Origin of the sequence: Methanosarcina horonobensis HB-1 = JCM 15518 (assembly GCF_000970285.1) — an archaeon.
In the GTDB taxonomy this organism is placed as follows: Archaea; Halobacteriota; Methanosarcinia; order Methanosarcinales; family Methanosarcinaceae; genus Methanosarcina; species Methanosarcina horonobensis.
This window is the reverse complement of record NZ_CP009516.1, coordinates 1,474,285-1,487,446: the sequence shown is the minus strand read 5'-3', so window position 1 is coordinate 1,487,446 and position 13,162 is coordinate 1,474,285. Positions and strand designations below refer to the sequence as shown.

Sequence of the window (13,162 nt, the reverse complement as noted above, 5' to 3'; positions counted from 1 at the left end):
ATTAAAAAAGTATTTATAACTGAAGTTACATAGTAATATTTGTGAGCGGATTCCAGTCCAAACTTCCCAAACACACCAGCAATTTTTTTCTTTCATTCAAAGTCAACCCCGTCATTCCGCTCACAAAAAACTAACGTTTTCTTGCACAAAAGTAAAGTTACTTAGAATAAAGAATAAGGTTGCTCAGGGTAATTTCTGAACTTTTATTCTCCAGCTAGCAATAAAGATTGGAGATCGAAAAGAATTAGAAAGATCCCATCTGAATTCCCCACTCCAGATAGGAAAAACGAACGGTTGTGTTCTAAAAAATTTAAAAGTCGAAAAGTGTTTTCTGGTTTTTAGGCTCAGCTTTTTTCAAAACTTCTCCTGTGTTATCCTGCATACCTGCGGAAGGTGAAGCCTTATCAGATGTCCTTTGTTTTGAAGGATCGATGCTGCCATCCGAACCCTTCTTTTTTGAAGTTGTGGAAAGGGTTTTCTTCTCTACAGGTTCGGAAATGAGTTTCTTTTCTTGCATGGATTTGGGAAGAGGAAAGAAGTTATCTTCTTCAGGTACCGGGTCCTCGGATAGTTTCTTTTCTGAAGCCTCTTCTTTCTCTGGAGGCTCGGGCGAGATATCAAATCCCAGGTTAAGGGTTTTCTGCTTACCTTCCGGAGGTTGAGAATCAGAAGTTTCGGATTTTTCAGAGGGAACTTCCTGTTCTTTTTCAGGAATATTAACAGGGCAGTGAAGAGTTGTCTGCTTTTCGTCTACCAAGGGAGCAGGTACCTTAAAAAAGGCCTGTTCTTCGGCTTTATCGCCCTTCTTCTCGAGAAGCTTCTGCGCTTCATCGTAAATTTTCTGCAGCTTTTTGCTTGCTTTTGCGCTTCCTGAAAGATACATCAGCTCTTCAAGCTCAAGCCCGAGACTTGCAGTTACTTCAATAGCAGATGCTTCATCCTTTAACATCAACGCATAAAAACCTAAAAGGTTATTCCTGGAGTAATGCATTGATTCAAAGCTGTGCTCCCCTATCTTTGAAGCTATATTGTCTCGCATGTCCCGCTTCGAACGTGTCTGTCCAAGCCTTCTCCAGAGTGAAGGCTGCTGATACTTGATGAAGCCGGGATACGGTCTTGTCTTTGAAAGGGCAGCCCCGCAAACCATAAGCATGCTGGCATACCTCCACATCCTGTAGTTCTGGCGCTTTTTCACACGCCCAAGATAAAGATCAGCCTTTGAAAGATATCCAAAACCCGCTCTTATATCTTCGAGGTCGCCATCCTTCCGAGCATACTGAATTGGCAGGTTTTCGTCTATCCAGTGCACGAGATCCTCAGGGCTTTCATCAAGCCCGTATGCAGATTCAAGAGCCCTTTTACAGTCAGTGCTTTTAAAGATCTTCTGCATCGCCTTAAAGATATTCTCTTTGACATCTCTGCCTGCAGTGCTGAGGTCCTCAACTTCGAGCGCTTCCTTCCCACTAGCTGCAGCCTGGAGGTCATTCATTGCACTCCTGAAATCTCCTCCTGCATTTTCTGCAATCTGCAGAATAGCTTCCTGGCTGCAGGAGATTCCCTCAGCATCACAGACCTTCTTCAAAGCAGGAACCATGGAACGGCTCTGTACGGACCCGAACTTTATTTCCAGACAAATGTTCCGGACTGTGGGTGTCAGCCCGTAAATATCGTTTGCAATAAGTACTATCGGCTGAAGTGTGGCTTTTATGATCCCGGCAATAGCCCTCATCCCACCCCTATCTGCAGTCCCGTGGAGGTTATCAGCCTCATCAAGGACAATAAGCCGTTTACCTCCAAAAAGAGTATTCATTGACGCTGCAGAGCCGGCAATTTTCTCAATAACGCCTGCAGTCCTCTGGTCGCTTGCATTGAGCTCTATAACCTCCCAGTCCATGTCCCCTGCCAGTGCGTGAGCACTTGAAGTCTTCCCTATCCCCGCAGGTCCATAGAGAATCACAGCTCTTTTCTCAGGAATCCCGGACTGCCATTCTTCAGCCCACTTCCTCAAGTCCTGCACTGCTTTCTTGTTCCCCACGACATCTCCAAGAGTCCGGGGTCGGTATTTTTCAGCCCATTCAATTGCCGACATCATCTTAAACCATACCAATAAAAAAGGAACTCATTATTAACTTTATATGTTTTAATTTTTTCAATAAGTGAATTGCAGTCACTTTTGCAATCTTCCAACGTCGATTTTAAATATGGCATCTCAAAATCAATAATCTAGAGGAAAAGAATGTTACTTATCCATAAGGTTAGTCCTCTTGAGCGAAGCGAAAAGGACAGCGGGCTCCCGAGGCGCAATTCGGGAAGGACAGCGGACTCCCGAGGCGGGACTCGGGAGGGGCAAAATTAATTAACATGTGTGTTTGTCTTTCTTTGAATTACTTCAAATCTTAAATAAAAGTCTGGATGGATATGGAAAAGAATGGCATGTATGCCCTCCTTGAGGCTATCGAAGTACGAGCCCGGGCGAACAGAGCAAGAGTTGCTATGGGAATTAGAGAGCCCAATCCCAAAACTCTTGAAAGTGCATGGAAAGCCCAGGAACTGGGATATGCACAGGTAGTCCTTGTAGGAAGTAAAAAAGAGATCGATAAAATCGGAACCGAACTTGAGGTTATAGATACAGACAACCCCGAAAAAGTCCTTTCTGAACTCCTGGTCTCAAGAAAGGTGGATGCAGTTATAAGAGGCACTGCAAAGGCTTCCGGAACTCTTTCAAACCTGAAAGAAGCCCTTGGCATGAAAAGAGTTTGCAGGCTTGCCCTGCTCCTTACAGCAGACGGGACACCTTTTTTCCTGGCCCCTGTTGGAATAGATGAAGGAAACACGATTTCAGACAAGCTTCGCATGATCTCCCTTGGTGCAGAGCACATAAGGAGACTGGGTGTTGAGCCTGCCGTAGGAGTGCTTTCCGGAGGAAGGATAGGGGATATAGGAAGGGACAGGCGTGTGGACAGGACACTCGCAGACGGGGAATTCGTAGCAGGACGGGCTAAGGAACTCGGGATCATTGCCAGACACTATACTATTCTTATTGAAGATGCCATAAAGGAATCAAATTTCATTGTTGCTCCTGACGGAATCTCAGGCAACCTTATTTTCCGGACTATTGCCTTCCTTGGAGGAGGCGACGGGCTCGGAGCTCCGGTATTAATGGACGATTATGTGTTTGTGGACACATCAAGAGTAGGCGGGCACTTCACAAAAGCCATCATGCTTGCAAGTGCACTATCCTATCTGAACAAGGAAAGAAAAAAGGTGATTCACTGAAGTTCATTGCAGAAAACTGGCCCCCTGTAAAAGGAGACTACGTTACAGGAAAAACCGATTCAAGGATTGCAGTAGTAACCCTTGCAAGCCAGCTTAATGCCTGCCCTGAGGCAGCCATCTGGGGAAGTTCAAAAACCGAAAACCTTGGAGTTGAAAAAATAATAGTAAATGTTATTTCAAACTCCAATATCCGTTATGTGCTGATCTGCGGAACCGAGTCAAGGGGTCATCTGGCAGGGCACTCACTGCTAGCAATCCATGCAAACGGAATTGATGAGCAGGGCAGAATTACAGGTTCACAGGGCGCAATTCCCTTTATAGAAAACATCACAAAGTCCGCAGTCGAACGCTTCCGGCAGCAGGTTACACTCCTCGATAGAATAGGGTTAAATGACCCCGAAGAAGTCCAAAAGCTTGTGGAGGATTATAAAGATAAGGGAGAAGCATACCCTGAAGAGCCCATTGCTGTTTGTGCCCCGAAAAAAAGACAGTCCTCTTTTGCAGTCCCCACGTCAGGAGACATAATAATTTCAGGAGAATTTGTAATGGATTCAAAAGCAGGAATTGTCTGCCTGGCAGAAAGTCTCTGATCCTTAAAAAACACAATGTAATTAAACCAAAAATATATTTTCGATCTATATGTTTTATATGGTTATTCTATAATTAAAAGAACCAGTTCAAATCCTGAGATCAAAAAAGTAAGCTTTGAATCCGAATAAATTTTTTAATTTTGATAAGTGTGGACTTTGAGGGCCTAAAGATGTTTAAGTTCCAGAAAGAACAGGAAATTGCCAATATTGCAGGAATAAAAGTAGGTGGACAGCCTGGAGAACTCCCTACCGTACTTGCAGGGACTATTTTTTATAATAAGCATGAGATTATCGAAGATGCCGCAAAAGGCCTTTTTGACAGGGGTGCTGCTGAAAAGCTTGTAAACTTGCAGGAATCGGGTTCGGATACTACCGGAAATCCGCACATGGTCCATATCTTCGGCACAACCGTCGAGAGTATTACGAACTATATTGATTTCATTGCAGAAGTTTCGGATTCTCCTTTTCTTATAGATTCTCCCGAAGGGACTGTACGTGCCCATGCAGCCGGATATGTAAGTGAAATAGGGCTTGCAGACAGGGCAGTCTATAACTCTATAAATATGAGCATAAACGCATCAGAAATGGAGGCTCTTGAGCATTCCGATATTGATAGTTCAATTATTCTGGGTTTTAATGCCATGGACTCCTCCCTTCAGGGCAGGATGGAACTGCTCGAGACCGGTGCAGGTCTGTTAGAGGAGGGGCTCCTCTCAATTGCGGACAGATGCGGAATAGTAAACAAACTTATCGACCCGAGCATTACCCCTATGGGAAATGGAGCAGGGATAGCCCTCAGAATGACGATTACCACAAAAGCAAAATGGGGTCATCCTACAGGCTCCGGAATCCATAATGCTCCCTCAGCATGGAGCTGGCTGAACCGGCAAAAAGAAAAAGATCCTGTCCTGTATAAGATCTGTGATATAGGTTCTACCTGTCTCCAGCAGGCTGCAGCCGGAGATTTCATCCTTTACGGCCCTATAGAATACGCGGAATACATTTTCCCCATGGCTGCAATGAGCGATATTATGATTGCCGAAGCCGTGGCTGACCTTGATATCGAGCCCGCAAGCAGGCACCCGATTAACCTGCTTGTTTAACTTACTTTATTACGCAGCCGGTCTTCTATCTGACCGCGCAATTTGATCTGTGTCTAAATTTATCAATCTGACCTGTCTTGCCTGAGAATAATTCTTTTGCCCTCAGGAACCGAATTTTGTCTAACACCTCTTAGAAACTTTGCATCCATAAGTATTTACTTTCCAGAACTAAATTCATAATATAAATTTCCTTAAAATGGAAGCTATTCATTATCTAGATAGGGGAGTGGGACATTGGCTATAATAAAAAATAAGACTAATCATACTGTCCGGTTTGTAGCTTATCGGGCTGACGGAACCGAAATGCATCAGAAGGCTACAAAAATTCTGCCAAACCAGAGCCGGTACGTAAGCAGCAACTATACCGGGGGGATTGACTGGTTTATCATCACTGCTTTTCTTCCGGAGAGCAGCATTCAGGACCATGTGGATGTGGATATCCTTCCGGCTGTAAGGGATGGGGATGATGCTCTTACGTTTACAAAGGTAGGAATCGAAGAGAAATTTGTGTTTGTAGAAGATGTCAATAAAAAAGAATTCCGTTTTTACCGCGATGAGGAAGAACCGGAAGGAGAAATTCACGGCTGGTAAGCCAGTAAGTCAGAAAAAGCATCGAGAACTTGAGATATTTTTTTCTGAAAATTCTATTTTTTTTGACTTATCTAATTTTGATACTTTAATTGTGATACTTTAGTTCTGGCCTCTGTTTTTGATTTGCTTACTTAAATACACCGGCATCTCCTGATCCTGGTACAGAACCTTTCTTCCCGGCTGCACATTTGACACAGACGCCTTTTCTACGGTCCATGCACTGGCTGCATACAAGTCTTCCGCATAAATGGCAGGTATGAAGTTTAGCCGGGCGCCCGCAAATTGAACACAACCCCTCTACTTCCATAATTTAGGCCTCCTTGGATCTCTAAATAATTTTTCAATAAACTTTAATAAAAACGATTTTTCTCGAATGGTTTGATAAAAAGGTTGTATAAAAGATAGTTTTGGGGCGGTATAAACGTTTCCAGAAGACAGACTTGACGCTGCTGAGTATGGGTATCTCTTCGAACAGATAACAGTAAACTGAAATAGAAAACAAAAAATCTTGAAAGAAGTGTCTGAAATTCAAAAAAAAGGACAGCGGAGGAAAAGACCTCCGTGTAAACAGAGTATTAAATAGAGTATTAACTGTTTCAGTCCACTATCCCGCCAGTGTTTGCGGAATGGACAGCACGCTGGTATCTTGCAAGGTAGCCAGTGACTTCCTTTTTAGGAGGTACAAAGGCAGCCCTACGTTTTTCGAGTTCTTCTTCAGAGACCTTCAGGTTCAGGATTCTTTCAGGAATGTTGATTTCTATGAGGTCACCGTCTTTTACAAGACCTATTGGTCCCCCTTCACTGGCTTCGGGAGAAACATGCCCTATACATGGTCCGCGGGTCCCTCCGGAGAAGCGCCCGTCAGTGATCAGAGCTACGGACTCTAGCAGACCCATGCCTCCGATTGCGGCTGTGGCTGCAAGCATTTCGCGCATTCCGGGACCTCCTTTGGGACCTTCATAGCGGATGACGACAATATCTCCTGGTTTAACATCCCCTGCAAGAATGCTCTTCATGGCATCCTCTTCACAATCATAAACTCTTGCAGGACCTGTATGGATACGCATTTTCGGGTCAACCGCAGCCTGCTTGACAACCGAGCCATCAGGAGCGAGACTGCCTTTGAGGACTGCGATCCCCCCTTCGGCATGGATTGGTTTCTCAAGAGTTGCAATAATTTCTTTATTCAGCTTTGGGTTAATGATTTCAAACTCGTTCAGGTTTTCCCCGATGGTTTTGCCATTAACTGTAAGCTGATCAAGATGGAGTTTTGAAGCCAGTCTCTGCATAATTGCTTCGACTCCGCCTGCCCTGTCAAAGTGAAGCATGAAATTAGGACCTCCGGGTCTGAGGGAAATCAGGTGAGGAGTTGTCCTGCTCAGTTCATCAAAGGTTTCAAGAGGCAGTTCAAGTCCGAACTCGTGGGCAAGAGCAGGAAGGTGAAGAGTGGTATTTGTACTCCCTCCGACTGCCATATCGACCATAATGGCGTTTTCAAAAGATTTGCAAGTAACAATCTGCCTTGGAGTAATGTTCTTTTTTACAAGCTCCACAATGCGCTCTCCGGATTCTTTGGCGATGCGCGTCTTTTTTGCATCGACAGCATGGGCAGTTGCACAGCCGGGCAGGCTCAATCCGAGGGCTTCGGTCATGCATGCCATTGTGTTTGCGGTAAACATTCCTGCACATGAACCTGCCCCTGCACAGGAAAGGTTTTCAAGCCTTTTAAGGTCGGCTTCGGAAAGTTTGCCTGCCCTGTAGGCGCCGACCCCTTCAAAGACTGAAATAAGGTCAGTGTATTTATCGTCCACATATCCGGGAAGCATTGGCCCTCCGGTCACAACAATGGCAGGGATATCAAGCCTGCCTGCTGCCATAAGGTGTCCTGGCACAATTTTGTCACATGTAGGGATAAGAACCATCCCGTCAAACTGGTGGGCTCTGACCATCAGTTCGATTGTGTCCTCTATGACTTCCCTGCTTGGGAGAGAATATTTCATACCCTCATGCCCCATTGCAATCCCGTCGCAGACCCCTATGGTATGGAACTCAAAAGGAACCCCTCCAGCGTTCCTGATTCCGGCTTTCACAGCCTCAGCAAGTTTATTCAGGTGAGTGTGACCGGGGACTATATCATTCCAGGAATTGACAACCGCGATGAACGGCCTCTTCATTTCCGAATCCGTAACTCCTGTTGCCTTCAGGAGAGAACGGTTAGCGGCACGTTCAGGCCCTTCTTTGATAATTGCGCTTCTCATTGCAAATCTCCTAGTGATCTTCTCTTCGTGATCTTGATATTGAAAACTATGAATGTAATTCGTTATAATGTATAGATAGGAAAAAACTTCATAGTATAAACAGATTGGGGCAGAAAGACTGTAAAGAAGTTACAAGAAGATGTAAAGAAGTTAAGAAAAAAATACTGAAAATCCAGAAAGACTTATAAGAAGCTTGATAAAAGTACCAAAAAGGTAAACTGAACTAAAAAATGAAACCGAAGAGAAAAAAGGGAAATCTGTATTTTAGCAATAGGAGGATAAAATCTGGAAAAGGAGTCCCTATTATAACCTCAAAACTGACATTTATTATCACAAAAAGGCAATTTAATATAATAGTATCCAAATATTTATATAACCAGTCATGGATTTTGGTTTTAGCATAGTGAACGGGCCTGCCCTTGACTACACATCTACAAGATCACACCCAAATAACACACCACAAAATCTAACCACAAAGGGTTTACCCGTTCACCATTCTTTTTCTTTATTATGCGCTCTCCTTTTTCTCTTTTAAACTCAGGATTTATTCCATCACATTTAAATTGTTTTTGTTTACTTCCTTATCCCTAACCTTAAGATTCCAATACTTCAGCCCGAAAAGGCTGAGAAATTGAACTTCTCACGAAAACTCTACTCAAAGGGAGTGAGAGAGTACCTGATGTCTGTCTCAGGGCTGGAAACTCAATGAAGAAATAGTAAAGAATGCGTCAAACGTTCAAGAAAAACAGAAATAAATAAGCTAATCGGACAAAATGGTTTAAGAATCAAAGGAATCGCAGTAAGGCTTCCCTCAAAACCTTACTACAGATCCTTTTATGGAGGTTTTATGTTTTTGGACTATTTTTCTGCTCTAGCTTTTTCAGACTTTAGCCATTTTTTTAAATTTTTTGCCATTTGTTTTGCCATTTTTTAGACTTTAGCCATTTTTCAGGCTTTTCGCCATTTCTTTTGCCATTTTTTCGTATTCCGTATTTGTGGACTTTTCACTGTACTGTGCATATTTCCAGAAATCCGCTTTAGCTTCACGTTTGGTAGGTTAGTAACCAGACTCGATACTGCTATCCTTCTGATGGGGTTCGTGAAGGGGTTCATGAGTTTATGCGGGTGCACAGTTTTTTCCAATCTGCTAATTGGTGGCGTGGTAATGGGGTTTTTCTGACTGGCAGACCTGCACCACTAATACGGAATACGGAATCTTATTACCTTTTTTTTATTATAAATAATTTTCTATGAGATTTCAAAAAAGAATACGGCAGGCAAAGACAGCATCTGGAGAGCCAGAGGATTGGCACATAAATATTTTTCGGCTCCGCAGGATGTAGCTGAACTGGAAAAAGAGGTTACGAGATCAAAAAAACTGATATTTGATAAAAACACAATTATATAAAAAACAGCTAATCGAAAATTAGGAGCGAATTTATAGACAGTAAATCTACTACAGACCGGTAAATTCGAACACAGGCGAATTACAATTATAAAGGTCGACAGTTTCCAGAGTATTATCCCGAAAGAAACAATTGAAATCCTGTGCAGGCGGTTGGAAGAAATGGACAGCGATACTTCAGAAAGCAGAGAAGAACTGAATAGCTATCCAAGCGTAGCAGATTCTGCGGATGGCGAAAGAGGAAAAGCTCTTCATGCAGCTCTGGAAAGGGAAGAAGCTCTGAAAACTATAATCAATAATAGTCAGGTAGTAGTCTTTCTATGGAAAAACGAAGAAAAACGGCCTGCAGAGTTTGTTTCCGAAAATGTAGTGAACTTTGGATACACGGTAGAAGATTTCGTATCGGAAAGGGTACTTTATGAGGAGATTATTTACCCTGATGACCTTAAAAAAGTTGAAGAGGGACTTGAAAAAAGAATTCGGATCGGAGCTCCGGATTTCAATATGGAGTACAGAATTTTCTCAAAAGCCAGGAAGATACGTTGGGTAAGTGAAAGGACCTTCATTCAGAGAGACCCGGAAGGAGAGGTAACTCACTTTCAGGGAGTGGTGCTCGATATCACCGAACGGAAGAAAAGTGAAGAAAAACTGGAAAAGGTCCTTGAGATGCAGAAGATGCTCACTACAGTGATCAATAACAGCCCGGCAGTGGTTTTTCTGTGGAGGAATGAAAAGTACTGGCCTGCAGCTTTTGTCTCGGACAATGTAGTGCAGTTTGGGTATACAGTCGACGATTTTATGTCACAGGAAATTCTGTATGGGAAAATCATACATCCCTATGACCTGAGAAGGGTTGAAGAAGAACTTGAAAGGAATATCCAGAAAGGGGAAGTAAGCTTCAATTCGGAATACAGGATTTTTACAAAAGCCGGAGACTTGCGATGGGTAAATGAAAGAACTTTTATCCAGAGGGAGAAAGATGGAGATGTGACCTGCTTTCAGGGGATAGTGCTGGATATAACTTCCAGGAAAAATATTGAAGAAGCCCTGAGAAAATCCCTCGAGATGCAGAAAGTGCTGAAAACGATAATCAGCAAAAGCTCAGCAGTAGCGTTCCTCTGGAAGAATATGGAAAACTGGCCTGTAGAGTTCGTTTCGGAAAACGTAACGCAGTTTGGATACACCGTAGAAGACTTCACTTCTGGCAGAATCCTTTACGGAGACATAGTTCATAGAGAGGACATCAACTCGGTCTCTGAAAGCCTTTCACGCTCTATTCGAGAAGGATTTGACTCTTTTGAGATGGAGTACCGAATTCTTACAGGGGACGGCAGTGTTCGCTGGGTTGAAGAGAGGACCTATATCCAGCGGGACACTCAGGGTAATGTAACTCACTTCCAGGGAATAGTTGTTGATGTTACCGAAAGAAAAGAAGCCCAGGAAATGCTCGAGATTCAGAGGGAGCTCGGGATAGCACTGAGCAGTACCTGGAACCTTCAGACCATGCTTAACCTTATCCTTGATGCCTGCCTGCAGGTAAAAGAGATAGATGCTGGAGGTATATACCTCAAAGACGAACTCCTTGACCAGATAAACCTTGTGGCGCACAGAGGACTCTCCTCAGAATTTGTGAAAAAAATTTATGCGTACAGGGCAGACTCTCCGGAAGCAAAGCAGGTCTGGACTGAGAAGCCAATTTATAAACTAAGTTTTTTTGCGGAAGAGATGGCAGACCTGTTAAGGAAAGAAAAGATCACCGCAGTCGCGGTAATCCCTATGAAGCACAGGGGAGAGATAATAGGCAGCCTGAATTTTGCTTCCCATACTGTGGACAGGATTCCGCAGAATATCCGCAATTTCCTGGAAAGCATTGCCCTTCAGGTAGTTAACTATATAGCTCCTGTCCGCATAGAGGCAGATTTTATATAAGACGGCCTGTCTGAAGCTTGAACTGTATTCTGGCGACGAAATCCTTATTTAAAACAACTTTTATAACTAATGTTGAATTAGGGAGCGAGAAAAGCCAGGGTTATGCCTTTTAGCTCTGAGCTTTAGATACGCAGATGCCGGTTTTTGCTCTCTTTGTCCGGGACTGCCATCAGATTTATTATATCACCAGAGGGGGATAGAGGTTGAAAGCAATAGTAGTTTATCTGAGCACCTCAGGGAATACGAAAGTTATGGCTGAAGCAATAGGGAACGGGATTGAGTCAAAGAACGTGGATGTAAAGGTTGTCAGTTTCTATGATGTAAAGCCCGAAGAACTCAACGAAGCAGAAGCAATTGCAATTGGCTCTTCGACTTTTTACTACAAAATGCTGCTGCCCATGGAGAAGTTCATGAATGAAACTCTCGTTTCCACAAACCCGCAGGGCAAGCTAGGGGCTGCCTTCGGGTCATACGGATGGAGCGGAGAAGCGCCCATAATGATTGCTGAAAAGATGCGGGAACTGGGAATGACCGTTATGGACCCTGTACTCAGGATCCTCCACAGACCCACGGACAAGGACTTGCAAGAATGCAAGAGGCTCGGTGTTGACATTGCTGAGAAAATGAAGCAGAGAAGTAAAAAAGCGGAAGCGGAAAAGCAGCAGTAAAGTCAGAATAAACTGAAGCCTGGCCGAACTTGTGAGTAAAAGATTACTCAAGAAAAAGAAAATATTCAGTATAAAGGAAAGTACGGCTTAAGAGAGAGTCCTGCTTAGGAATGAAAATCTGTCAATTAAAAGACAGTTAGGGCTCTCAAAAAATCATTGTTTTCAAAAAACTGGTGGCCGAAAATTATCTCACGGCCATCTCCACTCGTTTCCTGAATTCATCAGGATTTTCCAATTATTTCTGAGGAATTTCAGTAACCTGAGTTGAATTAAGTAGAAGCTCGTTGAAAAGCTCAGTACCCAGCTTCAGGGCAGAGGGTTCATAGCATATAAGACTCTCCCTGTCAAAATGCCTCTGATTCTTCGGGAAAAGAGATATCATAAAGAACTTATCAGTAACGGTAAGACTTGCAATTTTCAGCTCTCCCGAATATCGGAAAAACTTTACGTTTTCAAGAGCCATCATACTCTGGAAATCTTCCATATAGTCTTTATAATACCGTTCAAAGACAGACTCAGACATCAGAAAAGTGAATTTAACTCCCTTTTTTGCAAGCTCCTGGCAGAGAGAAATCATAGGCGGATGGAAGTAGGCTATGGCTTCGAAAACGTAACTTGAACTGGAAAGGTTCTCCACAACTTCCGGGTCAAGTTCGAACATGCGGTCAAGATCAGGCTGAATCAGTTTGCATTTACCGAGTTCTCCGAGCTTTTTCCTGAAAGAAAATGGAATGCCCTGAAGATCTTTTTCCGACCAGTACTCGAAATTATTTTCAAAAAGCTCTATAGTGCTGACAAGGGGCTGCATTTTTTCAACGAGAACTTTTCCTATGAGTGAGAGTGTATACGATTTGTCCTCCTGTACGACCAGGGACATATCTTTTAATTTTTTAATTTGGGGCAGAATGGAAGTGGAAGTTGCCTGAAGGGCTTCCGTAATTTCATCCATATTTTTGGGCCCGCTTCTTAAAAAAAGAAGCAATTGTTTTCGCTTATCGGAAAGAAAAACTAACTCTATAAGTTCCAGTTTCACCCTTCAGTCTCCTATAAGTACTATAAAGCTAAAAAGATTACAAATAAGACTAAAAGGATTACAGGTGCCAGAAATATATAAGTTATTACATTTTCTCACACTTCCTGATCAAGTAAAAATCCCTATTAAAATTCCGGGTTTATCAGATGAACATTAACAAAAAGCTCGGACTTGATACCCCAGGGCTGCTAAAACTATTAAGAAAGATTATGAGAGATTTTGAAAACAAAAATCTTTAAAATCAAGTGTTTACAGTGAAAAATCGATAGTGAAAAATCGATAGTGAAAAATCGATATAATCTCCCTGAC

The 13,162-nt window shown here is 43.0% G+C and carries 10 protein-coding genes; 6 read left to right on the top strand and 4 right to left on the bottom strand.

All coding sequences use genetic code 11. The features are described from left to right. Positions 1–310 precede the first annotated feature (310 nt). Complete coding sequence (locus tag MSHOH_RS06600) at positions 311–2,092, bottom strand: replication factor C large subunit (RefSeq protein ID WP_048138313.1); 1,782 nt, start codon at positions 2,090–2,092, stop codon at positions 311–313. Positions 2,093–2,418: 326 nt separating this feature from the next. On the opposite strand from MSHOH_RS06600, the gene mtxX reads away from it, so the two are divergent. The 4 genes from mtxX (at position 2,419) to MSHOH_RS06580 (ending at position 5,560) form a co-directional block, all read left to right on the top strand. Continuing rightward, on the top strand, positions 2,419–3,276 hold the full coding sequence (gene mtxX / locus MSHOH_RS06595) for a methanogenesis marker protein Mmp4/MtxX (protein WP_048138311.1): 858 nt from the start codon (positions 2,419–2,421) through the stop codon (positions 3,274–3,276). Further along, a complete protein-coding gene (locus MSHOH_RS06590) occupies positions 3,273–3,866 on the top strand; it encodes a tetrahydromethanopterin S-methyltransferase subunit A (protein WP_082089257.1) in 594 nt (197 codons plus the stop codon). Before mtxX ends, MSHOH_RS06590 begins: the two co-directional genes overlap by 4 nt. A 170-nt stretch (positions 3,867–4,036) precedes the next feature. Next, positions 4,037–4,969, top strand: coding sequence for a tetrahydromethanopterin S-methyltransferase subunit H (gene mtrH / locus MSHOH_RS06585; protein WP_048138307.1), 933 nt, complete (start codon positions 4,037–4,039; stop codon positions 4,967–4,969). 234 nt (positions 4,970–5,203) lie between these two features. Continuing rightward, entirely contained in the window at positions 5,204–5,560 is a 357-nt protein-coding gene (locus MSHOH_RS06580) for a hypothetical protein (protein WP_048138305.1), read from the top strand. Between the two features lie 127 nt (positions 5,561–5,687). Here the strand turns inward: MSHOH_RS06580 and MSHOH_RS06575 are convergent, their stop codons facing one another. After that, on the bottom strand, positions 5,688–5,867 hold the full coding sequence (locus tag MSHOH_RS06575; RefSeq protein WP_048138303.1) for a hypothetical protein: 180 nt from the start codon (positions 5,865–5,867) through the stop codon (positions 5,688–5,690). Between the two features lie 289 nt (positions 5,868–6,156). Then, positions 6,157–7,818 carry a dihydroxy-acid dehydratase gene (gene ilvD / locus MSHOH_RS06570; RefSeq protein ID WP_048138301.1) on the bottom strand — a complete coding sequence of 554 codons (1,662 nt, stop codon included), beginning with the start codon at positions 7,816–7,818 and terminating at the stop codon, positions 6,157–6,159. A gap of 1,567 nt (positions 7,819–9,385) precedes the next feature. On the opposite strand from ilvD, the gene MSHOH_RS06565 reads away from it, so the two are divergent. Both MSHOH_RS06565 and MSHOH_RS06560 read left to right on the top strand, forming a co-directional pair. After that, on the top strand, positions 9,386–11,152 hold the full coding sequence (locus MSHOH_RS06565; protein ID WP_048143248.1) for a PAS domain-containing protein: 1,767 nt from the start codon (positions 9,386–9,388) through the stop codon (positions 11,150–11,152). 203 nt (positions 11,153–11,355) lie between these two features. Continuing rightward, positions 11,356–11,820, top strand: coding sequence for a flavodoxin domain-containing protein (locus MSHOH_RS06560; protein ID WP_048138299.1), 465 nt, complete (start codon positions 11,356–11,358; stop codon positions 11,818–11,820). A 235-nt stretch (positions 11,821–12,055) separates the two neighbouring features. Here MSHOH_RS06560 and MSHOH_RS06555 read toward each other — a convergent pair whose 3' ends face one another. After that, complete coding sequence (locus tag MSHOH_RS06555) at positions 12,056–12,853, bottom strand: helix-turn-helix transcriptional regulator (RefSeq protein WP_048138297.1); 798 nt, start codon at positions 12,851–12,853, stop codon at positions 12,056–12,058. Positions 12,854–13,162 lie beyond the last annotated feature (309 nt).